We start from the raw sequence: 23548 nt of genomic DNA on the forward strand, positions 1-23548 counted from the left end.
GACGGGGCCTCCGGGGCGATCCCGGCTCGTTGGGAAGCATCCGGCGATTATTGAACCAATGTTACACGATTGAGTCTGTATAGGGTAGCGAAGATCGGCAAGTCGCATGGAGCGTCTGGTGCTTCGCAGAGCGCCTTCGGTCACGCTCAGTGCTCCGGATCACGGTCGGACCATTGAGCGTGACGACGAGGCCGCGGGAACCGAGAACTCTTGCGATTACTCGCCCGAGGCTACCCGGCGGATCGTTCGGGGAGCAACGAGGGCCTCGACCTGAGGCAAGTCGAATGCTTCAAGAAGGCCGAAGGTGAACAGTTCGGGCGACTGGTCGTAGGTGCGGCCCTCCTCAAGGATCGCCTTCAGACTGGTCAAGGGGCGATCGAGACTGACCTCGGTGATCAGGTCGGGACCGAGCGCAGCCGCGATCAACGAGACCGCACTGGCACGAGGCCCAATCGCAACGATCGAGGGGGATTCACCATCCGTTGCCGAGCGAATGGCCTTTGCGGCGGCGAGGATCTGCCCCACCTGTACCCCAAGCGGACGCTCGCCGGTGGTGGCAATCATCAAGGCCCAGAGGTAATCGCGCTGGGCGGGGCGAGACTCTCCGAAGAAGAAGGGATCGATGGCAACGACCCGCTTGTTCTCGGCCAGCAAGGCCAGGGCCGCATCCTCGGCTTCGGTCCGGCCGCCGTCGGCAAGCACCAGGACCGTACCGGCCGGGTTCTCAACATCCGCAGGTTCCAGGCGAACGGCGGGAAGCGTCCAGGAGTCAGCAAGGCGGAGTCGGTAGGTGGTCGCCACGAGGGCCTCCCGCGAGCCATCGCTGACACGCTCGACGACGGCCTCCCCTTCGATCGGCCGAACAATCTCGCGAAGAGCGGTGCGACGCTCCTCTCGCCAGGTTTCGGCTGCGTCGGGATCGTCGGGAATGCTCGGTTCTCGGGGAAGCGATGCGGCGAGATCGAGGGCGAGACGCTGCAAGCTAAGAGAGTCGTCGGGGAGGGGAACATGCAACTCTTCGGCGGTCTTGACCTCATCGGCGCAGGGGATTTCCGTGGCGTCGTAGTAAGGGTCGTCGGGGAACCAGTGGTCGCCGATCATTCTGTAAAGGGCCTCGCGGTTATCGATCTCATAGTTATGCGTTCCGGGAGACACATTCACCTGAAGTCGGAGGTTGGCTTCGCGATCGAACAGGGAATAAATCGGCGCAACCGCCTGAACCAAGGGGGGCAACGCGTGGGGGGCCGCGAAGCAACAATTATCCTTTTGATTAAACGTCAGGAGTGTGGGCCGAGGCGCGAGCAAGGCCGTCAGGTGCGTGTAGTCGGCCACGGTGGCCAGGTCGCAAGGGGTTTGCTCGGAGTCTCCCAGGTCGGAGAGATACTCGATGCGGGTCAGGAAGCTGGAATAACCGGCCACGGGATTCGACAGGGTAATCCGAGGGTCGAGTGCGCTGTAGAAGATCGTCTGCCAACCCCCTCCGGAGAGGCCGGTCAGGCCGACACGCTTGGGGTCGGCATTCGGGTGATCGAGCAACAGGTCGAGTGCCCGGCTCATCGCGAGGTAGTGCGTGGCAATCCCTCCCGAACCGCACAGATCAATCGCGTTGATCAGGCCATGCGCGTTGGCTTCGCTCCGGAGTTGCCCCATGCCGATCCATTCGACGTTCAGGGCAAGCATGCCTCGCTTGGCCAGGTTGATGCACCGCTCTTGCTTGTAGGGGGCGGCCTTGCCCGCGGCATCGTGGCCGTTGACGTTCAAGACAACCGGCACCAGCCCATCACACTGTTCCGGTTCGTAGAGCAAGGCGGGAATCCAGAAGCCGGGCAAGGCTTCGTACCGGAGCTTCCGAATCCGGTAGCCGGGACCGCCCTCGATCGTGTCGAGCCATTCGACGCGGCACTCGGCATCACGCCACGACGCGGCCTCGCCGCGGAAGACGACCTGGTCGAGCACCTCGGCGCGGATCTTGTCGGCGGCGGCTTGCCATTCGGCCTCGGTTGCGACCTCGGGCATTCGAGGGATTCGGGGTTCGACAAACTGGCGAACCTCTGTCATGGTCGTGTCCCGTTCGAGGACCATGCGGCCGAGGGCCTCGGCCACCGCCTCGCGACTTGGTTCGTCCGCGTGAACGGGAGCGATTGATCCGGAGAAAACCACGATGGTGTAACACAGTCGGAGCGGGAAACTCGGCATGACGGCCCCTCGATGAAAACGGATGTCTGGCCAGAATTTCGGCCTCTCGGCCGCTATCGGCCTTGAGTTCGGATGTCCCGACATCAAACCCGAACAGGAACGACTTCGCCAGCACGTACCGTCCGAAGTCCCATCGAGAGTAAGGTGAAATGAGTCGCTCGGCCCGCAAACAGTGACTCTCGGAACAGGAAGAGTCTGGAGACCACAATGATGCCGCTTCCTTTCATCCGTTTAATGATTCTCCTCGTATCCACGACCACGCCGATGCTCCATGCGGGAGAATCCTCCGCGCCGATGGCTGAAACGCTTCGCGTGGCCGCCGTGCAACTGAGATCGACCCGAGGAATCGATGCCAATGTGGATCGAATGATTCAACATATGCAACATCTTAGTGAGGAAGGGGTCCAGGTCGCCGTTTTCCCGGAGTGCGCTGTGACGGGTTACTTTGAGGACGAGGCAACGGAGGCGACGGCCGAGCAACTCGCCTCGGCCTGTCGAACAGCGGGGATCGCCGCGATTGTGGGAACCCCTTCTCGTGACGGCGAGGCGTTGTATAACTCAGCGGTCGTGATTGATTCGAAGGGGAACGTGATCGAGCGGTATCACAAGGTCCAGCTTGCGGAGCCCTGGCCAACGCCGGGAGATCACCTCTCGGTCTTTTCGATCGAGGGGGTCCCCTGCTCGATCATCATTTGCCACGACGAGCGTTACCCGGAACTGGTGCGGTTGCCGGTCCTGGCCGGGGCTCGCGTGATCTTCTACCTCTCGCACGAGTCAGGCATCCGACAGGAGCGGAAGATTGACCCGTACCGGGCACAAATCCAGGCAAGAGCGGTCGAGAATTCCGTCTATGTTGTTCATGCCAATGCGCCGGCGAACGACGATCTGAGCGGATCGCACGGGCAGAGCAGGATCATTGATCCAATCGGCACGATTCTGGAGGAAGCGTCAATGTTTGACGAGGAAAGCGTTCGTGCAACCCTCGACCTTTCCCTCGCTTCGGCCGGCAATGCCTTGAGGAGCGTCACTCGAGGGCCGCTTAGCGAATGGTGGCGTGAGGGAATACGCCAGGTTCGGATCATCGAGGCACCGCACGATTCATCGACCGAGGATCATTGAGAATCAGGAGAGGCCGGTGCTTGTCAGACTGACCGGCCTCACGGTCGTTCTCTCGAATTTACGCGGCTTCGGCCTCGGCATCCTCCTCTTCCTGATATACGAGCAGATCGAGGCGACGGAACGACTCGTGGGTGACCTCGAAGGGTGCGCCATTGATGGCCCAGAGACGCTCAACCACTTCGTCGAGCTCCGTGTCGGGCTCATCCCACAGAACAAGGAACTGACCGTCACCTCGGGAATAGACGTCGAGACCTAGGTCGTTGAGATAGCCTTCGATCTCATCGCTTCGAGCCGGATCGGCCGAAAACGTCCAGCGGATCAGGTCAATCGGAGGGGCGTCCTGTGTCTGACTCATTGATCGCCTCCTATTCGAGCCGGTTCACCGACAGAGTTGCAAGCGAACCATCGTCCCTGGAGGGGCCAGGAGACCGCGGTTCGTCCGATAGGGTCGGAGTCAAACCGCCAAAGAAAGATCGGCAGGACCTGCGGTTGCGCTGGAACGAATCCTCAAGTGTCTGCGAAGATGCCTCGGAGAAGAGCCGCGGGGAGACCTCATCCGGCGGATCCCTCGGCCAGGTGCTGCGATGAGGGGATCATGATCGAACCGCCTGGAGCGCCTGTTCAACCCGACCGTGATCGGTATCGCCCTGCAAGCCGTGCCAATCGCCTCGCAGCAGCAACAACGCTCGGCGTTCCTGCTCGATCTCGTGAGCCGTTCGAACCCCCATACGGCGGAACAGGGGCAACGGGGGGCACCACCCCTGAATGGCATGCTGGAGCAGAAAACCTGCCACCACCGTGGGCACGAGGTAATACCGGCGATCGACCAAGGAGCCCAGTGCCATTCCCGCGAGGATGAGACTTGATGCGTTCGCTTCCAGCACGCGCTCAATGTCCCATTCGTCGTCGAGTTGACGCAGACGTCGATCGATCGCCCGAGGGCCAGCCGAAGCGAAGCGAAGGATCCGGGCCTCGGTCTGGCGCCGAATAGCCTCGTTAGTGAACTCAGGCGAGTGTTCGGGAACCCGGCTGACCGTGAAGGGGATCATGGAAAGCACTCCTTCAAAGCTCTCGGGGGAATCGGCCGGATCGACACCATCGCAGTCCCCGATTCGGCCCTCGACTTCCCAATCAAGACATGCGATTCGCATGCCACGACCTACGGAACCACTGATCTGCTTGACGGCGAAGGGTGCGTACCGATACTTTGAAAGATGACGTCTCGCTCGTGAGGGGCGAGAGGCACGGCTACGATCGCCCCGTCATGCCTTTGATGCGCATGGTGGGGTTTTTTCATGCCTGGGTCGGTAGCGTCTACGGCGAGGGTCGCCGTCATCTCGGACCGGGGGGAATTGTCCCCCCGGTCGTGGAGGACTTCGCCCCATGATTGTTCCACCACCATCGCGATTTGGAGGCCCCCGGGCGTTGCGCCTCGGGCCAGGGCATCAGGCCCCATCCCCACCGCTCCAGCCCGAGAGCAGGGTCTTCTGACGAGCGACGGCCTGCTGAGCATCCTGAACGATCGTCTCACAGACAAGCTTGCAAAGGCGATCGACCAGCGGGTCGTCGAGTCGGTAGAAGACCTGCAACCCCTGTTTGCGACGGGTCACCAACCCGGCATCTGCGAGCAATTTCAGATGCTTGGAGACGTTTGCCTGATTCCGCCCTGTTTCCTCAACGACCTGGGTGACATTCCGCTCTCCTTGCATCAAGGCGCGGAGGATCGCCAGACGGGTCGGATCGGCCAGCATCCGAAACTTCTCAGCCATCAGATCGAGGAACGCATCGGGAATGGTGGCAGGCATGGACTTGACTGTTCAACTGATTTGGAATATAGTCAATCGGTCGCGTGGAAGTATTGTAGCACGGCGATCGGTTGGGGGAAGGTGTTCGAGACGGTTCGAAATTGTAAGTACAGGAGCACCGGGCGATGAGACACCTAGCGATCGCGGTTGCGGCGTTGATGATCGGACCTCCGGGAGCGATGGCACAGCACGACCACGGCTCCCATGAGGGGCAGCAGCAGCGAGGCCCCGAAAGGTGCCAGGGCCGATGCGGACATGGTCCGGGTCACGGTGCGGGCCGAGGATTCGGTCACGGTGCAGGCCGAGGGGCAAGGCATGGCACAGGTCATGGAGCAGTACAGGACGCGGAGCCGAGGCCCGGAGTCGGCAGCGGCCACGGTCCTGGCATGTCGGACGTGGAACATGGAAACATCCAGGCACTGCTGAGTGCTCATCAATCGATTACGAGAACGGTGGAGGAGATTGAGGGCGGGGTGAAGACGAAGACGGTTACGGATCGTCCCGAGCTGGTCACCTCGCTTCAGGAGCATGTTCGGCAGATGTCGAAGCGGCTGGAGACGGGTCGTCAGGTCCGGGTTTGGGACCCGCTATTTCGCGAGATTTTTGCTCATGCCGATGAGATCACTCTGACCTGGACAAATCTCGAGAATGGGATCGAGGTCATCGAAACGAGTGAGAACCCTGACGTGGTTCCCTTGATTCGTGCCCATGCGAAGAAGGTCAACAGTTTTGTCGCCGAAGGCCACAAGGCGGCCCGCCCCCCGTGGGCAGGTGGCCGGGGTCGAGGGCAACGACCGTAATGCGCGTTTCGCGTCGGGATACCGGTCGATCGAGACCCTTTGATCGACCACGTGATCAACCTGAATGAGGAGACCGTTTCATGACATCCAGGATTGCCTGGGCCGCCCTGGCCCTGATTGGTGTCGGCGTGGTGCTCAGTCAGACCGGCTCCCGAGCGGACGACAGGGAGACCTCGGAGTCGCTCCGGGTGCTGGTGCACATGAACTTTGCCGACACCGGGCGGCAAGGCCAGGGCATGAAAAATATTTCAAGAATCCTGGAAGCTGATCCCACCGCTCGGGTTGTAGTCGTCTGCCACAGCGGGGGGATCAATGTCGTGGAGGCGGTTCGAACGGATCACGCCGAGGCGATCGCATCGTTGATTGATCGCGGGGTGACCTTTGTCGCTTGCGAGAACACCATGAAGCGCAACGGGATCACGAAAGACGATCTGATTTCGGGAGTCGGGACCGTGCCGTCCGGAGCGGTCGAGGTGGTTCGTCGTCAGCAATTTGACGGGTTCGCATATTTCAGACCCTGAGCGGGGATGATCTTCACTAAGACTCCTGGGTGATCGATCCGGGAAGGAGACGATTTGATGAGCGTTGCCACCATTTCTCCGAAAGAACTGGAAGAACGGCGCAAGCAAGGTCAGCCGGTGGATCTGGTCGACGTGCGCACCCCGGTTGAGTTCCGTGAGGTTCACGCCGAACCGGCACGACTGGTGCCACTCGATCAGCTTGAGCCGAAGTCTGTGATGGACAGTCGTAACGGCTCTCGAAATGAACCGCTGTACCTGATCTGCCGAACTGGCAATCGGGCTCAGAAAGCGGCCGAGAAGTTTGTCGCGGCCGGTTACGAGAAGGTCGTGAATGTCGAAGGCGGCACGCAGGCCTGGGAAGCTGCCGGATTACCGGTGGTTCGGGGCAAGAAAGCGATCTCGCTGGAGCGTCAGGTTCGGATCGCAGCCGGGACACTGGTCGCGATCGGCACTGCGCTTGGGGCGTTCGTCAATCCGTGGTTCCTGGTCATCCCGGGATTCGTCGGCGCGGGTCTCGTGTTCGCAGGGATCACCGATACCTGTGGCATGGGAATGATGCTCGCAAAGATGCCCTGGAACCGGGTCGGCTGCGACACTTCCTGCGCGAAGTAAGTTGACCCGTCACAATAATCGATTCGGATGTGGGCCAACCAAGGGCGGGTGTCCCACTTCAAGAATTGAGCAATAAATTCTGGTCAGACTTCACGCCTCCGAATGGGCCGGCCGATCGCCTGGAACAACAACGGGGCGGCCCGTTCGGTCGATCATTGCTTGGCTTCAAGGTAGCCGAGTTCGGTGAGAAACGCGTCCATCCTTGCCGTCGTCCGATCGCGCCAGGGGGGGCGGTTGAAGAAGCCGTGCCCCTGGCCTTCGGCAAGAAACAGCGAAGCCAGAACGCCAACCTCGGTCGCTCGATCCAGGAATTCACGTCCCTGGTCGATCAGCCGATCCTCGTTTCCGTAGAACAAGAGGGTCGGCGGAGATGTTGAATCAAGATGCAAGGTCGGTGAAATGCGACGGCCGATCGCGTCATCATTACCGATGCGCTCCATGAGCTGGGGCTGGCCGTCGAATCTCAGGACGGGATTGAATAAGACGAGGGCAGCGGGGCGAGAGGGTTCCGGGGCACCCTCGACAGCCGGACTCAAGGCTGTGCAGGCTGCGAGGTGACCACCGGCCGATCCTCCGGAAGAGATGAGTCGATCGGGGTCGATCCCGAGTTCGTTGGCGTGATCGGTGAGCCATCGAACGGCGGCGAAGGCATCGTCCACGCAATCCTTAGGGGTCACTTCCTGGCGAGACTTGACGCGATAGTCGGCCCGGGCGGCGACGATCCCCCGTTGGGCAAGGTACTCGGCCTGGGGCTCGAACTGGGCAATGCTGCCGTTGGTCCAGCCACCGCCAAAGAAGAAGACGATCGCCGGCCGGTGATCGGTCGGTTCCCATCCGCTTGGGAAGTGAATCACCATCTCCAGAGGACCGTGTTCCGTCTCGGTGTAGGTAAAGGTCCGGGTGGAGGGCTCCTTGAGTCTCGCGGATTCAACCCCGATCGAGGCGACTTCCAGAGTGAAGCTTCCCGACTTCTTGTCGCTGAGGGTGATTCCGATCGACGTCACCCGCTTGGGATCCACTGGGCCCGCTCCAGGGACGGGACGACCGAAGGAGTTCGCGACAAACGCCTGGATCGGCACGCGAACGTCGATCCACTTGCCGGCGACGGTCGGCATCGGAGCGCGGTAGGAGTAGGCGATCCGAGTGGTCGGGACGTAGAGATTCAGTAGGTACTCGCGACCGTCTCCCCGAACGCGAAGGACGATGACATCGTCCGGTCCAAGATTCATCTGACCCGGAACGGAACGGATCGAGGCGAACCCGCCGTTGTTCTCCAGAGAGAGGGTCCCGAAAAATCTCAGGACCCCTTCCTCGGAGATCCGGAACGATCCCTCGGAAACTCCTCCCATCACTCCGTCGTTCACGCTTCGCCACGCGGCCGATGCATCGGCCTGGGAGAAGTTGAACAAGGGGCGAATCGTGTGGCCGTCCTCGTCCTCGGTGGTTGGTTGAGAGCCAAGTCCCACCGAGCTGGTCAGCATCGCGACGAGAAACCAACAGGCTGTACGTGTCATGCCAATCGGGCCCCTTTGGGGTTCGGTTCCGGGCGTCGAGCGAAGCGCCTGTGCGTTCGATACATAGCTTGCCCCGCTTCGATTGTGGACACGAGCCCGCCAAAGGTCAAAAGGCGGTCAGGGATTGGCCAGGTAGGCAGGATTCGGCTCGGGCATCTGGGCATCGACACGGGCTCGCCAGTCAATCAGCTGCTGGTGCAGCTCAGCCGTCCGTTCGGGCTGTGCTGAGGCGAGATTTTCGAGCTCGCCGGGATCCCTGGCCAGGTTGTAGAGTTCGAGTCGACCGTCTTCAAAATATTCCAGCAGCTTCCAGTTACCGGCTCGAATGGCACCAACGGGTGTTGTGGTCGGGTAATCATGGGGAAAGTGCCAGTAGAGCGCATCGTGCCCAGCCCATGCCGACGGTTCATCATCGAGCAGAGGGACGAGGCTTTTCCCATCGAGTTCCTCAATCAGCTCCGGTTCCACCGCTACGCCGGCAACGTCGAGAAAAGTCGGGAACAGGTCCATGAGCGTGACCGGAGTGTCAATCACTGCCTCGTTCGCCGCACCACCCGGCAGACGGATGATGAGCGGCACGCGGATGCCCCCTTCATAGAGTGACCCTTTGCCGGATCGGAGCGGATGATTGGTGGTGACCGGAACTCCACGGTAATCGTTGATGTAACCACCGTTATCGGAAACGACAACCACCAGCGTGTTTTGCGCAATTTCAAGCCGATCCAGACCGGCGAGCAGTTTGCCAACATTCTCGTCGACCGTCTGGACCATGGCGGCATACGTCGGGTTCTGGTGCTGGTCATCGGGGGAGCGTCGTTTCTGGTAGTATGCAACGAGTTCGGGTTTGGCCTCGATGGGAGTATGTACGGCGTAGTAGTTCACGCTGAGAAAGACGGGCTGATCGCCTGCGGCTTCGAGAATTTTCAAGGCTTCCTCGGTGAGCCGATCCGTCAGGTATTCTCCCGGTTTTCCCCAAGGTAGCCCCGGAACGTATCGGTATTCCTCGGTATTCGACCATCGCCCATGATACGGGAAAAAGAAGGTAGGAGGCGCTCCCCAGTGGGTGCCGCCAACGTTGAGGTCGAATCCCTGAGTCTCGGGATAATGGCTTGAGTCTCCCAGGTGCCACTTGCCAACGTGGGCCGTCAGATACCCTGCCGGACGGAGCCACTCGGCCAGGGTTCGCTCGTGATGTGGCAGGTCCGCTCGGGTCACCGGTGGAAGAAGCGGCCGGTTGTTGAGGGACGACCGTTGGCGGGCTGCCTCGGACCAGACCGTCATGTGCAGCCTGGCCGGATGCTTACCAGTCATGATTGCAGCGCGAGATGGAGTGCAGACCGGCGCCGCATAGGCCGCCGAGAAACGCCCCCCCTGCTCTGCGAGGCGGTCGAGGTGCGGTGTCTCGTGCAGATCAGCCCCGTAACAGCCAAGATCGGACCAGCCCAGGTCGTCGATCACCACAAGCAAGAGGTTGGGTGGTCGCTCGGTGGACACGTCATCCGCGTTCACTGTTCGCGTCTTGACCCCGCCGAGCACAATCGCCAGAAACGGACCCGCCCATGAAACCCACAAACGAACCCTTAAATCAACGAAAAGAGTTGTTTTCGAATCTTTCATGAGCCCATGTCCCTGAACATTTTGATTGAGACTCTTAGTGGCCCTGGACGATTAGAGCGAGATCGGTCGTTTCAAGATCAAGATCGCGGCGTTCAGATCACCAAGGACGCAAACCAGTTCCCATCCTTCCTGGCCGAGCACCTGAAGATTCGCTTCGATGTCACTGGCTTCCGAAGCAAGATCACCCGGCGTTTCTTCGCTCCATCCCCGCTCGTGACGGACGGTTCGATATTCCCACTGGTGTTGAATTCCGGTCATGGTCGGCTCCTGGAACAATTGAGGACGATCTCAAGGGTCACCCCCCTTTCGCAGAGAGTACTCCCAAAACGGAGGCAACGGCAACGACTCGGCGACCAGGTGATTGCAAGAAGCGGCGTTGTCGAACATCCTTGATTCAAGTGCGGACTTTGCTGAGGGCTGCGAACTGCGTTCCTCACTGAGTCTGAACTCCAGGAACTGTTGGGGAGCTACTGAGATCACTGGAAATTGAGCGGTAGAGCGCACGATACCGCCATGTCCCAGCCTCATCCGGCTCAATCAGACCTTTCTCAACGACTCTGCTGACCGGAGACGCATCCTGTGGAACCGAACATGATCGGGGCTTATGGTCCCTGGGCAGCATCACTTCTCGGAGAAGGTCCCGCTCGTCTCTCGTTCCGCAACCCTCGTTTTCTGCCCGAAGACCTCGTCGCATGGCGTCACCAGGCCCTCGACCGCGTGGCCGACCTGATGATCGAGCCTGAGGGCGGAGGCATTCCACAGGCCGAGGTCCAGCACCGCTTCGAATACGATGGTCTGGTCGTTGAACATCTCAACTGGCAACTCCCTTACGGCCCACCGACCGAAGCCGTTCTGCTCAAGCCCACCGCAGCCAAGGGGCCCCTCCCCGCCATCCTCGCCCTGCACGACCACGGGGGCAACAAGGCTTTCGGTTGGCGAAAAATCGCCCAGATGGGGGACGACCTGCACCCCGTCATGCGAGAGCATCGTGACCACTATTACGGTGGCGTCAGCTGGGCCAATGAACTGGCGAAGCGCGGCTACGCGGTCCTCATTCACGACACGTTCGCCTTCGCCAGCCGTCGCATTCGCCTGGCAGATGTTCCTCGGGTACTGAAGGGCGATCTCGAAGAGGTCCACCCCGAGTCTGTCGAGGAAATCGAGGCGTACAATCGCTTTGCCTCACAACATGAGAGCGTGATGGCCAAAAGTCTTTTCTGCGCAGGCACGACCTGGCCCGGCGTCTTCCTGAGCGAGGACCGCCGCGCGCTCGATTACCTTTGCTCCCGCCCCGATGTCGACGCCAGCCGCGTCGGCTGCGCCGGCCTCTCCGGTGGCGGCCTTCGAACCGTCTTCCTCGCCGGCACCGACGAGCGCATCGCCGCCGCGTGCTGTATAGGCATGATGAGTACCTGGCGCGACTACCTCCTCCACAAGAGCCATACGCACACGTGGATGATCTATATCCCCGGCCTTCCCCGCGACCTCGACTATCCCGAAATCCTCGGCCTCCGGGTCCCCCGCCCGACCCTTGTTCAGTACGATGAGGAAGATTCTCTGTTCACCCTTCCCGAAATGCGACGCGCCGACCAAATGCTCACCGATCTCTATACCAAAGCCGGCTCTCCCAACCTCTACCGTGGCACCTTCTACCCCGGCCCCCATAAATTCGACCTCCCCATGCAAGCCGAAGCCTTCGACTGGTTCGACCAGTTTCTCTCCGATTGATTTGCCTTCTCAGCTTCACCGCAGTTGACAGCCTCTGCTCAACCTTTATAATCACCCTCGTCACCTTGACAGTGACGGGGCGTAGCTCAGCTTGGCTAGAGCGCACGGTTCGGGTCCGTGAGGTCGGAGGTTCAAATCCTCTCGCCCCGACTAAGGCTGGATAAGGACTTACGGCAAGCCTAGAATCCTCCCGGATACGCTGTGCAGAGAACCTGTGCAGAGTTCCGGGAGGATTGCATATGCCCCGCCGACGCCCGGCGCCCTTCTGGCGCGAGCAGACCCGGTGCTGGTATGTCCAGCTCGGCAAGAAGCAAATCCGGCTTTCCCCCGACGAAGAGGAAGCGTTCCGGCTCTACCATGAGCTGATGAGCCGCCCTGCGGAGGAACGCGCCGATCCCGTGGCGGAGGTACCGGCCGATGCTGCTTCGCTCCTCGATGCGTTCCTGGAGTGGACGCAGGCGAACCGCGCCCCGCACACCTACACCTGGTACCAGGCCTACCTGCAGCGGTTCGCCGAGGCGCTGCCCAAAGGCATCAGCGCCTCTGAACTGAAGCCGTTCCACCTCACGCAGGCCATGGCCCGCTTCCCACAGTGGGGCAACAACACCAAGAACGATTTTATCTCGGCCGTGCAAAGGGCCTTCAACTGGGCGGTGGAGCAGGAACTTATCGCAACGTCGCCCTTCGCCCGCATGAAGAAGCCGGGGAGGGAAGCCCGTGAGCTGGCCATCAGCCCGGCCGAATACGCGGCCATCACAGGGGCCATCGGCGAAGGTGCCTTCCTCGACCTCGTGGAACTCGCCTGGGAGACCGGGGCGAGGGTGCAGGAACTGCGCATCCTTGAAGCGCAGCATGTGGATCTGGGGCACGGCCGCATCGTGCTGCCGCCGAGCAAGGCGAAGGGCAAGAAGCATTACCGGGTCATCTACCTTACGGACCGGGCGAAGGCGATCGTTGCCCGGCTGATGGAGACGATGCCGGAAGGCCCGCTCTTGCTGAACGCCCGGGGCAAGCCATGGACGAAGGATGCCATCAACTGCGCCTTCACCCGGCTCTCGAAGAAGCTCGGGAAAAAATACCACCTCGGGGCGCTCCGTAAGGGGTTCGCCACCGAGGCGCTGAAAAACGGGCTCGATACGGTGACGGTGGCGCACCTGCTTGGGCACGCGGATACGAGCATGGTCAGCCGTGTCTATGCGAAGGTGCAGCAGGATCCCGCGTTCATGGCGGATGCCATGAAGCGGGCGAAGGGTTAACGCAGGCGGATGTGCTTGAGGTTGCGGGGCGCCACCGGCGCGGGGGGAGGGGGCGCGGCTTCCCTGCCGCGTTCGGACTGGTGCAAATATTCCTCGATGTGCCCCTCGGATATACGGATCATCCCCCGGCCGTGGCCGATGCGGTAACAGCCAAGCCGGCCCGAGGCCACGAGGCTGTAAACCAGCGACGGCGAGACTTCCAGCCTCCGTGCGGCCTCGGCAACGGTCATTCTTCGCGCTCCAGGACATTCTCGCGGACCCACTTCCAAACGAAGCAGCAGGCGAAGAATGCACCGAAGCCGCCGCCGAAGAAGGCGGCGAAGATAATATCGAGATGTGCATGTGCGAACATCATGGCTTTTCCTCCAGGATGCGTCGGGCGATGATGTAAGCCTCGCGCAGGTAGTCGCCCCATTCTTCCTCGCGCATCAGGCAGCGGATGATGAATAGCGTTTCGTTGGCGATACGCAGGGCTTTGTCGTGGATGGCCGGGTCGGCCGGCTGCGACTGGATGAACATGGCGGCCCTCTCAGTTCAGGGATGGTTCGTGGAGCCAGGCCCTACGTTCGGCGTGCTTGAGGGCCTCAAGGACGAGGAAGACAACGCGGCCGAAGCGGATGGCCGGGGCGTTATCGCCGTCGAGGGCATTCACGATGCCTTCGGCGACCTTGCAGGCATGCTCGTAGCGTTGGTCTTGGCTTCCGGGCATGGCGGTACCTCCGTCAGAACAGGGTTGTTTGCGTTGGTGGGGGTAGCGGCTCCGGCAGGAACAGCCGGGGCCGGCCCAGCTCACGTTCGATACGCCGGCACATGGCCTCGAAGTATTCCGGGTCGCGTTCGATGCCGATGAAGCGCCTGCCGAGCCGGAGGCAGGCGATGCCGGTGGTGCCCGAGCCCGCGAACGGGTCGAGCACGGTTTCCCCGGGGTCGCTGAACAGGCGGACCCAGTCGCACAGCAGCCGGAGCGGCTTTTGCGTCGGGTGCACCTGGTCGCGTTCGACGTTGCAATGCCAGACCGCGTGGTGGCCGCCGCCGTTCCACGGCAGGCAGGCCCATGCGATTGAAATTCCTCCAGGTGAAGGCCTGGGCGCGGGCAGCCGGAAGGCCGCCCGGCCCGGCCAGGGATATCAGGCCTGCTTCTGCTCCGGGGGAGCGGAAGCAGGGGAGGGAAAGCCTGGCTGTTGCCGCAGCAGTGCATAGGCAGGTTTCCACAGGCCCGAGGCGACGAGCGCCGCGAGCCCGAGCCCGGCAACGGTGATGAGCACCGTCACCAGGCGGAAGGCGGCTGAGGCGGTTTCCTGGACCGCCGGCACTGCGGCGGTGATGAGGGGCTGGGCGACGTGCTCAGCACTAGCTTCGACCACGGTCCCGGCGAGATCCGCCGTACCGCTTACGAACGGTTCCGGGTTGGCGAGAAATGCGGTGAGCGTGGTGCCGACCGCGAGCGCCCCCTTGTTTTTCCAGATGAATTCCATCACTGGCTGGCCGTGCTTGCCCACGACACCGAGCAGCTCGGAAGCCCGGCCGGTGGCCGCAAGCTCGCCCGATTGGCCGAGCATCGCCAGCCGCCTCGCGTTCTGCGGGTCGAGACCCTTGAACGCCTTTACGGCCCCTTCGCCATACTGGCTGACCAGCGGCAGGCCAACGCCTTTCGAGCGGATGATCGCCTCGGCCGCTTCATCGCCATGCTTTGCGGCAAGGGCGAGCGCCTGGGGGTTGCGGGCAATGAGTACCGCACCGTCGCCATGGCGGGCAAGCAGCCGCATGACGCGCGGCCCATGTTCACCAGCCTCATCGGCAAGCTCGATGGCCCTCGTGCCCAGCTGCCGGATGGCAGGCAAGGCATCGTCGCCGTGCTTCGCCGCCGCGCTGGCAATGCGCGACGCGAGCTTTTCGGTGGATTCCCCGGCGGCCTTGCCGCCAAACCGCTTGAAGACAAGCTCGGCCGCCTCGCGGGCAGCTTTGAGCCGGTCGGCCCGTGCCTCCGTGGCGGTGAGGAACGGCACCGCCAGGGCCATGAGGAGGAACACAACCCGACGAATTGCGCGTGGATCCTGCATCACTTGCCTCCGTAGTAGTGGGTGTGGAAGTTGGCGGCCTCGATGAGCTTTTCTGCCGGGGCCGTGTGCACGCCTCGCTGTGCGGTGATATGCTCCCGCATCAGCTCCTGCCCGAGGACGCGCCCCATGAGTGTGTAGTAATTCACATAACAGCGATGGTTCCAGAGCCAGGCGAGCCGGTGCCGCAGGCCGAGGTCCTGCGCCCCCTCCAGGGCCAGCGTCGCCCGGAGCCCGGCGGCCCGGACCATGGGGTCAGGGTGGTGTTCCAGCTGCGCCAGCAGGCCGAAGCGCTTGCGGTGCTCGTCACTGGCATCCCCCGCGATGAGGAGTGCACAGACGCCGTCGATGGCGAGTTCGACGCGGCGCGCGACCTGCGCTTCCGGGTCGTAGCCGCCGAGCGCCAGGCCCTTATTCATGGCCTTATCGGCCGCGTAGCCGGCTGCCGCATTGATGCCGAACCGGGTGAGCCGATCCGTATCGTCACCGGCCGCCCATCCTTCAACGGCATCGCCGAGCATCCAGGCCAGCACGAAGCGCCCCATCGTGATGGCAAAGTCCTCGGTTGCCGCGCGGATCACACCATCGATCGCCGAGCCAGGCAACTGCGCGAGCTTAGCGTTGCCCCGCATCGCCGGTGCCGGGATGGCCACATCCGGGAGGTCGGCCTGGAGCCGGACCAGAAGACCTGCCTCGATGGCATCCAGCCGGGCAGCGTATTCCCGGATGAGCTTGCCGAGATCGGCATCCAGCGCGTCGGCATCGAGCACATAGCGGGTGAAGCAGCGCCGCACATAACGCTCGAACGGATCCGTATCCGGCGTGGTGAAGCCCCCGGCGCCTGGGCCGTTGAAGAGCTCATCGAGTCCCTTCATGAGGCCCTTCGCGGCCCCTTCTGCAACGCTTGCCGCGTATTCGAGCTTCCCTTCCGTGCCGATGACCGTGTGCGCGAAGCGCTTTGCCCCTTGCTTTGCCTCGTTGATGCGGGCCTCGATGCGGCGCATCGCATCGTTGAGTTCCGCCTGGGCTTCCTTAAAGGCACGTTCATATTCCGCGTCCACCGCCCGCCATTGCTCCAGCTGTTCCGCGCGGGAAGGCGCGGCGGGCGGTTGCTGGAGGGCGATGGTGCCCATCGCCATGGCCTCGCCCAGCCAGGCCCTGACCGGGGCGGGGAGCAGGAAGCGGCGGTGCTGGAGCTGCTCGGCGATGCGCCGCTTCTCAGCGGGTGAGAGTTCGGCGCGGATGGGAGCCGGCGCCTCGGCGCGTGGCGTTGGCGGTTCCTGCCAGGCGCCGGCCTTGCCGGCGAGGCAGGTGAGGGCGAGCGCGGCCAGCACGGCGCGGCCGCATCGTGTGCGTTCAATCTTTCGGGACTGTGCAAACATCTCGATGCTCCTGAATCGTAAAGGGATTGGAAACCCGGAATGGGAAACGGCCCTCCGTGGCCAGGGTGCGGCCTAGCGGCCGCGCCCGAGGTCCTGGTCCTGGGAGAGGTCCATCGGGGTGGCCTGGGGCGTGAGGGGCTCCGCGCGGGAGACCTCCAGCGCCTCGGCCACAGGGTTCCTGGCTTCCGCCTCCGGGGCGGAGCGGTCGCCGGTCGGCCCGCGCTCCGGCTCCTGGTTGCGGGGCTTTTCGGCCTCGGGCGGGCCGGGGCGCGAGGCCTCCAGCACGGCGGCGACCGGGTTGTGCTGGACCATCGCCAGCCCCTCCGACTGCTCGATGGAGGGGCCGAAGATGCCGTGCTCCTGCGCGACTTCGGCAGGCGTTGGCGTGAACAAGCCGCCGATTTCGCTCTTCTGGATGCTGTCAGGGAACGCTTTCAGCGTTTCCGAGAGTTCGTCGATCCCTTGCCTGAAGGCCGCCCGCAGGTAAGGCTCGCTGGTCACGGCGCCGATGGCCTGGGATACAGGCCCCTCGCGCAGGGTCTCGCGGATACCGGGTGGGCGTTCACCAGCTCCGGTATCCTGCCGTGCGGGGGTAGGGTTGCCTTGTGCTGCCATAGGACTTCTCCTTGCGCCCGGAAAAGGGTTGAGGTGCCTCGCCGTACCGCCCGGGCATGCCGGTAGGCGAGGCCTGCGCTGGTGCCTCCGGGGTCGTCATCACGGGGGGCGTTTCGTGCAGGCCGAGCGCGAACGCGCCGACCCCGGCCCCGTAGAGGCAGGAAAGCAGCAGGACGGAAAGCGCCCGGAGCCCGGCCCTGAGGCCGATCGGCTGCGGCCTGGCGTAGCGGCCGCGCCGGAACTCGGGCGCGTTGTAATAGCGCACCAGCTCGCCGCAGATCGGCGGGGTGCCGGAAACGAAGGCGAGGAAGCAGCTGCGAGGGAGGTTCAGCACTTCATCGGGCTTCAGGAGGTGGCGTGCCACCTCCGAAGTGCTGACATTCCGGCTGGTGGTCAAGGAGCCGGCCTGCGGCTGCTCGAAGGCAACGGTCGCTGGCTTCGACCAGGAGGTGCCTTCCTGGTGGGAGAGCACCTGGATCGTCGCTTCACCCAGCCGTTTGCTGATCGCTTCGGCGGAGGTGTAATCGTTCAGGCCGTGATAGGTCTGGACATCCATGTTCGACCAGAATTCAGAAGGCTCGGGAAAGCATTCCCTGACCTGGTCGATGTCCTGCCAGAACCACCAGCTCGAAACCTCATACCCCCGGAGCAGGGACACGATGTTCTGGAGCTCGCGCATGCGCCCGAGCTGCCTCGCCTCATCGAAAATGAATAAGACCCTAGCCATGGTTGAGCTTCGCCCCATCGGTGGTGACGGCCCTGAGCAGCGAGCCGATGAGCAACCTGAGCAGGCCCCGGTTGGTGGCGATGAGATGCTCAGGGATGCAGATGTAAACGCTCATTGTTCCTGTGCGCCGCAGCGCCTTCGGGTCGAAGGTGGAGCTGCGCATGTGCTTGGCGACCCCGACGGAATCGAGCCACTGGAGGGAGCGGCCGACGGTGGTCATCACGCTGCCGAGCTCGCGGTCGCGGTAATGCGAAATCCCGAACGCCTGGCGGCGGAGCATCCCGCCCATCGCATCGGAGGTGGCCATGTGCTGGAGGGCTTTCGCGGTCGCCTCAGGCGAGACCAGCACCTCGCGCACGGTCTGGAGGTGGCGCTCTGTGGGGCTGGCATGGGCGGCGACCCAGGCAATCACCCCGGAGATGAACAGCGACGCCGAATCGTTGAAGTGCGGGTCGCGCTCCTCGCCGGTGCGCTCGACCATGGCATCGCCCATGGCTCGGCAGAGGTCGAGCGCCTCGGGCGAATCACGGTCGATGAGGTCCATCGGGTTGAAGCAGTCCGAGCCGATGCTGCCGTGCCCGAAGAAATTGAGCAGTACGACCTGGTGGCCGAAGCGTTTGGCCCGGTGCTGCGCGGTGCGGAGGTAGTTTTCGAGCTTGGGGTCGAAGATGACGACCGAGCCCGGATGGCTGAGCAGGTTCGGGATGATGTAGGAAGTACCCTTGCCCGAGCCGGTCGGCGCGACCGTGGCGGCGTGGGTAAATTCCTTCACCCGGATCAGCTCGCCCTTGCCGTTTCCGGCGAAGAACCGCCGGACGGCATTCGCTGAATCAGCAAGCGGCGTGGTGAAGATCGCAGATAGCTTGCCGAGCGCGTTGCCGGCCACCGGGTCGGCGCGGCCGAGGATGATGCCCTCGCTGCCGCCGAGGAGCCGATTGCGGATCAGCTCCCTTGTGGTGGCCCAGCGGGCAGTGCCATACGCCCCGGAGCCGGGCTTTCCCCTCCGGCGGAGCTGGCTGGCGATGCCGAGGGTGGCGACCACCAGCCCCGGCCCGGGAAAGCGGGCGATCAGCAGGCCGGTCGAGCCGATCATGACACCGTAGCTCAGGGCGATGGTGCCGCGCACGGTGAGCGCATAGCCGAAGCCCATCGCCTTCGTGGCCAGTGTGAAGGGCCGCATACGTTTCAATCGCATAGGCGGATGCTCCTGGTGGGCGCGCACCTTCCACGGCCCCCGGCGGCGCCGGGGAGGGCGGGCACCCTGGTTACGGGATGTGGTTTACGAAACCTTGTTCTTCATCTGCCGCGAGAACGCCTTGGCATCCCAGCCCTGATCGATGCCACGCCGCACTTCCTTACGCAGCGTATCGAGTGCTTCAAGCAGGCCGTCGAGGCCGCCATCCTCCGCCCGGTAGGTCAGGCTCATGCCGCTGGCCTTCACCGTGATACGGCCGCTTCCGGCCCCGGCCTTCGTGTTGTGGTGCGCGGCCCGCGAGCGGACTGCTGCCTTTGCCTGCTCCTTGTTGAGCTGGCCGCTGCGGGCCTGCTCCCAGAGTTCATCCTGCATGGCCGGATCGTCGATGCGGGCGAGGTAATAGGCCGTCTGCTTGCCCACGAGCCCCGCATCAACATCCTGCTGCCGGGCCGGACTAAGTGAGAGCAACGCATCCGCCACGGTAAAGTCGCTGGGGTTCAGCCCGAGCTGGCCTGCAAGCTCCGCGTTGCTCTTGCCCCCCGACTGGCGGCGGATCTCGTCAAGCGCCCGGGCGAGCTCGCACGGCCGCAGGCCTTCGCGGACTTCGTTATCCACCACCTGCTCGACGAGGATATCGAGCGGCGACAACGTGCCCTTCGATCGGATCACCGGCACCAGGTCGAAACCGGCCTGTTCGGCGGCGAGCCAGCGCTGGTGCCCGGCGACAATGACATCCTTGCCGAGCGCCGGATCGAAGCGGGTGCGGATGGGATTGAGCATCTTGCCGCGCTCGATCAGGCTCTTGGCGAGCCGCCCGACGTGCTCCGGGTCGATCCGCTCGCGCGGCTGGTCGGGGTCGGGCACGATCCTTATGCGCGGCAGGTATTCGATCTGTTCGTGTACGGGCTCTGGCATAGGTTTCCTCGCAACTTGGCGGGAGAAGAGATCACCCAGGTGATCGCAACCACCTGGACGATTGCGAAGCCTAACGGCACCCGGTCCAAGCGCGAAAAAAGTGACAGTACCCCTTCCAGTTGCCATGGCAACCTGCCCTTCCGGGATCCAGGGGTCACATGGCGGAGCCTCTCGCCCCAGTCTGTTATGCTCACCCATCGCCCGTTACCCCTCGCGAACTGCCATGCGACCGGCAGCACCTGATGGCCCAGGCCACCCGGGCTTTTTACGAAGGGTAACGGGCACCCAGGCCCGGCGGCAGAATGTGACAGCGCCTCTCCCGGAACCGCGCCCCTGGAAACGAAACGAAGGCCCGGAGGTCACAATGAATGCCAGGCAAATGCGGGCTGGTAAGATTGTTCGCGTAGGTCTTCTGCGGCCTTCCAGTAACTGACTGGCTTCCCTGAACGCGAGGTGGAACATGCACGGATACGGGCACAATTCACAGTGGTCGGATCGGCTTGCCGGAATGAAGACCTTGCGTACCCTCGTCCATCAGGCGATGAGCGAGAAGGCCGCCCGCAAACGCCTCCTTCGGGATTATGAAGACCAGGTAAGCGATTACTTGAGGCATGTCCTCAACCAGCAGAAGCTCATTCCTGATGAGGCGGGCGAATCGCAGGCCATTGATGCCATCCTCGCCGAGCTACGCACCAGGCTTCCTGAGAAACTTTCCACCGAGTGGGGGCCTGGCGTCCGCTTCCGTGACTTGCTCAGGGAGGCCGTTCACGAGGCCATCTTCACATGGTCATGCCCGGCCGCAAGGGAACGGCTTTGCCGCGACCTTCCAGCTTGGGTGAGCAAGGAGCGTCAGGCGGTCCTCGATTATGCCTGGGACAGGCTTCGCGTGTTCGAGGAATCCAAGCAAGAGAGGGGCTCCCGTGCCTTCACGGTCCTTAAGGCTCGCGAGGAAAACCCTGGCCTTACGCTGATCGAACTCAGCGAACGGCTCGGATTGCACCTGGGTGGAGCAGATGGCGATGCCACGTCGTCACTGCGCAAGGCACTCTCGCGTGCCTCCGATCGCTTCGGCCGTTACTTGATCGAGGGTATCACCGAACGATTCCCCGCTGCTGAGGAGGATGATGAAGCATACTACCGCGACTTGCTGGAAGACCTGGGGCTAATGGACTATGCCCTGCGATCCCCTTACTGCCGTTCGCTCCTCGACTTGGATGGAGAAGAACTGTGAACGGTACCCCTTGCTTTACACTACGGAGCCATGTGCCCGGATCCGGCGGTACTCATTGCGTGCTTCATCGGCGAGGCGTAACCAGCGCCTCGCCGCTGGGGAGAGCCATAGCCAAGCCACGAGCGCTGCGGTAGCGCACCCAACGGCCAGCGCCCAGTAATTGACGATCAGGGAACTAATGGTTGTACGTTCCGGGGCGAACGGCATCCCAAACCCGTTCGCTCCCATGAAAGCAGCCTCCCGCTCGGTAGCAAGCCGCAGGAGCATTCCATCAAGATACCGCCACATGATAAGTATATACGCCAGCGTCAGGCTCCAAAGCCCCAATCTCCTACCCCGAAAGAAGACCGCAACGGATACCACCACCAGGATTGGCAGCAGGAATCCGCTCAGCCATCGCATCGCCGATGGAGCGCTGGAGAGCACGACATTAAGGAAGAACATGAACGTCGGTTGCAATGAACTACGGACAAGCTCCAGGGAGTTGAACGCAGCCAGCAGGCAGACGGCGGTTACAATTCCGGGGCGGGTTGCTGCAATCTCGCCAGCATTGTAGCGGTAGCGGTAGGGAGGCGCTGAAACCTGTTTTCCTTCAACGGCGAGCCGGATATCGTCCCCGAGTGCTTCGGCACTCGCGTACCGTGTTTCTGGATCGCGTGCCATGGCCTTGTGTACCACTGCTTCCAATGAGGGGTTCACAGCAGGGTTCAACCAGCGCGAGGGGATGACATCCCTCGTGGTGATCCGATGGAGCGTTTCAGCCATTGATGGCGCATGGAACGGTGAACTCAGCGTAAGCAATTCGTAAAGAAGCACCCCCAGGGAATAGATGTCAGCACGGCGATCGACCCGAAGCCTCCCGGTAACCTGTTCCGGGCTCATATAGGCTGGCGTGCCGATAGGCACCCCCGTTCGCGAGTAGGAAGGATCGTCCTCAGCTCGTGCGAGCCCAAAATCCACTAACTTTACATCGCCACCCTTGCTGATAAGCACGTTCCCTGGCTTTACATCCCTGTGGATTACGCCCGCCTTATGGGCGTAAGCTAGCGCGGCAGCCACCCCGCATGCCACCTCGCAGGATTGCTCGATGTGCTCACGCTCCTGGATTGCCAGGCGGGCCGCAGGGGTCACTGGCGAGCCAGCGTCCACCTGCTTCCCCGGTGCATGCCACGCTGTCGTCTTTTGTTCGGGCTGGATCGCCCCTTGGCCGGGGCTCCCCCCCAGAATGCCCGCAACGAGCCGACGAAGGGAAACCCCTTCTCCGTCAGAACTCGAAAGCTGGGTGATGATGGTGCTTAGTGAACTCCCATCGACATATTCCATCGCAAGGAAGCGGACGCCGCGAACCTGGCCCATGTCATAGATTCGTGCGATATTGGGATGGTCCAGCCTCGCAAGCGAAACACCTTCCTGCTCGAACCGCCTGTCGGCGAGAAGCCCCTGGTTCGATCTTCCAAGGACCTTGACGGCCACAACCCTCTTGAGAGGAATGTGCATGGCTTTATAGACGACACCCATGCCCCCCGCGCCGATCAGGTCAAGAATCTGATAATTCTCGATCAGATGGCCAGCCTCGAATCCTGAGGTCATCTCAGTCTCTCATGCCCTACGGTAATGAAGGAGAAAGCTGGTTTACCCAGCCGGACAAGGATCATACCGCGTGGACTAAGCCCAATCGATCCCTTGTGACTCAGTCACCCAACTCACCCCCTCCAACCCGCCGCAATGCCACTTTCAGTTGAACAACTGATAAGAAACCGCTTTGCCAAAGCGGAGGGATGGTGTAGGCCTGTTGCCATCGGCAAGCACGGAAGCGGCCTCCGCGATGGCACCTCGGAAACGCACCCTGCCCCCGTTCCTACCGGGGTTCTTTGGCCCGGCGAAAGCACCTGGGCCAACGGGAGCCGAGACCCCAACCGACCGGAAACCAGACCGTGCAGTACAAGACGATTACCCTCAGCCTCCTCGAAGCGGAACCAGCGCTCTACGACCGCCTGAAAGCCTCGCGCACAGCCCTGGAGGTGCTGGAGAACTACGCCCTGGAGCTGAAGGACCTGCACGAAGCGAGGATGGAGCAGCTGCGGCAGTCACGCCGGGGCGGGAGCCGGGAGCAGTTCCAGAGCGAAGCCCTGGAGCTGGCGATTGCGGACCTGCGCCTTCGTTTGAACGCCGAATCCTTGAGCGGCGATTCCCCCACAGCCTGAACGGCGGGCCTCCTTCGACCCATGCCGGCCGCGTGCTCGCTTCGCGTAACGGCC

Annotated in this window: 28 protein-coding genes and 1 tRNA gene; 9 read left to right on the forward strand and 20 right to left on the reverse strand. The window is 62.6% G+C overall.

What is annotated here, in order from left to right:
• Positions 1-216: 216 nt before the first annotated feature.
• On the reverse strand, positions 217-2196 hold the full coding sequence (locus GA615_RS19615; protein ID WP_152053018.1) for an alpha/beta hydrolase family protein: 1980 nt from the start codon (positions 2194-2196) through the stop codon (positions 217-219).
• 294 nt (positions 2197-2490) lie between these two features.
• Between GA615_RS19615 and GA615_RS19620 the strand changes: the two genes are divergently transcribed.
• Positions 2491-3315: a carbon-nitrogen hydrolase family protein gene (locus tag GA615_RS19620; protein WP_161602441.1), complete on the forward strand. Its 825-nt coding sequence runs from the start codon at positions 2491-2493 to the stop codon at positions 3313-3315.
• A gap of 58 nt (positions 3316-3373) precedes the next feature.
• Here the strand turns inward: GA615_RS19620 and GA615_RS19625 are convergent, their stop codons facing one another.
• From GA615_RS19625 to GA615_RS19640, 4 genes are all read right to left on the reverse strand, one after another.
• The gene (locus GA615_RS19625; RefSeq protein WP_152053020.1) at positions 3374-3670 is read right to left on the reverse strand and encodes a hypothetical protein; all 297 of its coding nucleotides are present in this window, start codon (positions 3668-3670) and stop codon (positions 3374-3376) included.
• A 238-nt stretch (positions 3671-3908) separates the two neighbouring features.
• On the reverse strand, positions 3909-4364 hold the full coding sequence (locus GA615_RS19630) for a hypothetical protein (RefSeq protein ID WP_152053021.1): 456 nt from the start codon (positions 4362-4364) through the stop codon (positions 3909-3911).
• A gap of 396 nt (positions 4365-4760) precedes the next feature.
• Positions 4761-5120, reverse strand: coding sequence for an ArsR/SmtB family transcription factor (locus GA615_RS19635; RefSeq protein ID WP_152053022.1), 360 nt, complete (start codon positions 5118-5120; stop codon positions 4761-4763).
• A 134-nt stretch (positions 5121-5254) separates the two neighbouring features.
• Entirely contained in the window at positions 5255-5524 is a 270-nt protein-coding gene (locus GA615_RS19640) for a hypothetical protein (protein WP_152053023.1), read from the reverse strand.
• A 69-nt stretch (positions 5525-5593) separates the two neighbouring features.
• On the opposite strand from GA615_RS19640, the gene GA615_RS19645 reads away from it, so the two are divergent.
• From GA615_RS19645 to GA615_RS19655, 3 genes are all read left to right on the forward strand, one after another.
• The gene (locus GA615_RS19645) at positions 5594-5920 is read left to right on the forward strand and encodes a hypothetical protein (protein ID WP_152053024.1); all 327 of its coding nucleotides are present in this window, start codon (positions 5594-5596) and stop codon (positions 5918-5920) included.
• 80 nt (positions 5921-6000) lie between these two features.
• Complete coding sequence (locus GA615_RS19650) at positions 6001-6441, forward strand: DsrE family protein (RefSeq protein ID WP_152053025.1); 441 nt, start codon at positions 6001-6003, stop codon at positions 6439-6441.
• Positions 6442-6498: 57 nt separating this feature from the next.
• The gene (locus tag GA615_RS19655; protein WP_152053026.1) at positions 6499-7053 is read left to right on the forward strand and encodes a rhodanese-like domain-containing protein; all 555 of its coding nucleotides are present in this window, start codon (positions 6499-6501) and stop codon (positions 7051-7053) included.
• A gap of 152 nt (positions 7054-7205) precedes the next feature.
• Here the strand turns inward: GA615_RS19655 and GA615_RS19660 are convergent, their stop codons facing one another.
• The 3 genes from GA615_RS19660 to GA615_RS19670 form a co-directional block, all read right to left on the reverse strand.
• Complete coding sequence (locus GA615_RS19660; RefSeq protein ID WP_152053027.1) at positions 7206-8567, reverse strand: CIA30 family protein; 1362 nt, start codon at positions 8565-8567, stop codon at positions 7206-7208.
• Between the two features lie 117 nt (positions 8568-8684).
• Entirely contained in the window at positions 8685-10061 is a 1377-nt protein-coding gene (locus GA615_RS19665; protein WP_161602442.1) for a sulfatase, read from the reverse strand.
• Positions 10062-10235: 174 nt separating this feature from the next.
• On the reverse strand, positions 10236-10442 hold the full coding sequence (locus tag GA615_RS19670) for a hypothetical protein (protein WP_152053029.1): 207 nt from the start codon (positions 10440-10442) through the stop codon (positions 10236-10238).
• Positions 10443-10763: 321 nt separating this feature from the next.
• Between GA615_RS19670 and GA615_RS19675 the strand changes: the two genes are divergently transcribed.
• The 3 genes from GA615_RS19675 to GA615_RS19685 all read left to right on the forward strand — a co-directional run bounded on the left by GA615_RS19675 (position 10764) and on the right by GA615_RS19685 (position 13168).
• Positions 10764-11912 (forward strand): dienelactone hydrolase family protein, encoded by a 1149-nt coding sequence (locus tag GA615_RS19675; protein ID WP_152053030.1) that lies wholly within the window; start codon positions 10764-10766, stop codon positions 11910-11912.
• Positions 11913-11987: 75 nt separating this feature from the next.
• A tRNA-Pro gene (locus GA615_RS19680) sits at positions 11988-12062 on the forward strand.
• 89 nt (positions 12063-12151) lie between these two features.
• Complete coding sequence (locus GA615_RS19685) at positions 12152-13168, forward strand: tyrosine-type recombinase/integrase (RefSeq protein ID WP_152053031.1); 1017 nt, start codon at positions 12152-12154, stop codon at positions 13166-13168.
• Here GA615_RS19685 and GA615_RS19690 read toward each other — a convergent pair.
• The 11 genes from GA615_RS19690 to GA615_RS19730 form a co-directional block, all read right to left on the reverse strand.
• Entirely contained in the window at positions 13165-13398 is a 234-nt protein-coding gene (locus GA615_RS19690) for a helix-turn-helix domain-containing protein (RefSeq protein WP_152053032.1), read from the reverse strand. The two genes, GA615_RS19685 and GA615_RS19690, sit on opposite strands and share 4 nt — an antisense overlap.
• On the reverse strand, positions 13395-13523 hold the full coding sequence (locus tag GA615_RS28455; RefSeq protein WP_261343952.1) for a hypothetical protein: 129 nt from the start codon (positions 13521-13523) through the stop codon (positions 13395-13397). The genes GA615_RS19690 and GA615_RS28455 overlap by 4 nt, the downstream gene beginning before the upstream one ends.
• A complete protein-coding gene (locus GA615_RS27600; RefSeq protein WP_161602443.1) occupies positions 13520-13687 on the reverse strand; it encodes a hypothetical protein in 168 nt (55 codons plus the stop codon). The genes GA615_RS28455 and GA615_RS27600 overlap by 4 nt, the downstream gene beginning before the upstream one ends.
• Before the next feature lie 10 nt (positions 13688-13697).
• The gene (locus GA615_RS19695; RefSeq protein ID WP_152053033.1) at positions 13698-13877 is read right to left on the reverse strand and encodes a hypothetical protein; all 180 of its coding nucleotides are present in this window, start codon (positions 13875-13877) and stop codon (positions 13698-13700) included.
• Between the two features lie 13 nt (positions 13878-13890).
• On the reverse strand, positions 13891-14265 hold the full coding sequence (locus tag GA615_RS19700) for a DNA-methyltransferase (protein ID WP_152053034.1): 375 nt from the start codon (positions 14263-14265) through the stop codon (positions 13891-13893).
• Between the two features lie 30 nt (positions 14266-14295).
• Positions 14296-15228, reverse strand: coding sequence for a hypothetical protein (locus tag GA615_RS19705; protein ID WP_152053035.1), 933 nt, complete (start codon positions 15226-15228; stop codon positions 14296-14298).
• Positions 15228-16607 (reverse strand): hypothetical protein, encoded by a 1380-nt coding sequence (locus GA615_RS19710; protein WP_152053036.1) that lies wholly within the window; start codon positions 16605-16607, stop codon positions 15228-15230. The genes GA615_RS19705 and GA615_RS19710 overlap by 1 nt, the downstream gene beginning before the upstream one ends.
• Before the next feature lie 72 nt (positions 16608-16679).
• The gene (locus GA615_RS19715) at positions 16680-17222 is read right to left on the reverse strand and encodes a hypothetical protein (protein WP_152053037.1); all 543 of its coding nucleotides are present in this window, start codon (positions 17220-17222) and stop codon (positions 16680-16682) included.
• Entirely contained in the window at positions 17170-17967 is a 798-nt protein-coding gene (locus tag GA615_RS28460) for a type IV secretory system conjugative DNA transfer family protein (RefSeq protein ID WP_152053038.1), read from the reverse strand. The genes GA615_RS19715 and GA615_RS28460 overlap by 53 nt, the downstream gene beginning before the upstream one ends.
• Positions 17942-19144 (reverse strand): type IV secretory system conjugative DNA transfer family protein, encoded by a 1203-nt coding sequence (locus GA615_RS28465; protein ID WP_152053039.1) that lies wholly within the window; start codon positions 19142-19144, stop codon positions 17942-17944. Before GA615_RS28465 ends, GA615_RS28460 begins: the two co-directional genes overlap by 26 nt.
• 84 nt (positions 19145-19228) lie before the next feature.
• On the reverse strand, positions 19229-20059 hold the full coding sequence (locus GA615_RS19730; protein WP_161602446.1) for a ParB/RepB/Spo0J family partition protein: 831 nt from the start codon (positions 20057-20059) through the stop codon (positions 19229-19231).
• Positions 20060-20567: 508 nt separating this feature from the next.
• On the opposite strand from GA615_RS19730, the gene GA615_RS19735 reads away from it, so the two are divergent.
• Complete coding sequence (locus GA615_RS19735) at positions 20568-21290, forward strand: hypothetical protein (RefSeq protein WP_152053041.1); 723 nt, start codon at positions 20568-20570, stop codon at positions 21288-21290.
• A 15-nt stretch (positions 21291-21305) separates the two neighbouring features.
• On the opposite strand, the gene GA615_RS19740 is transcribed toward GA615_RS19735, so the two are convergent.
• Entirely contained in the window at positions 21306-22880 is a 1575-nt protein-coding gene (locus GA615_RS19740) for a serine/threonine-protein kinase (RefSeq protein ID WP_152053042.1), read from the reverse strand.
• A 344-nt stretch (positions 22881-23224) separates the two neighbouring features.
• Here GA615_RS19740 and GA615_RS19745 point away from each other — a divergent pair, with 344 nt between their 5' ends.
• Positions 23225-23494, forward strand: a complete 270-nt coding sequence (locus GA615_RS19745) for a hypothetical protein (protein ID WP_152053043.1) — start codon at positions 23225-23227, stop codon at positions 23492-23494.
• Positions 23495-23548: the final 54 nt, after the last annotated feature.

This window comes from Tautonia marina (assembly GCF_009177065.1).
In the GTDB taxonomy this organism is placed as follows: domain Bacteria; phylum Planctomycetota; class Planctomycetia; order Isosphaerales; family Isosphaeraceae; genus Tautonia; species Tautonia marina.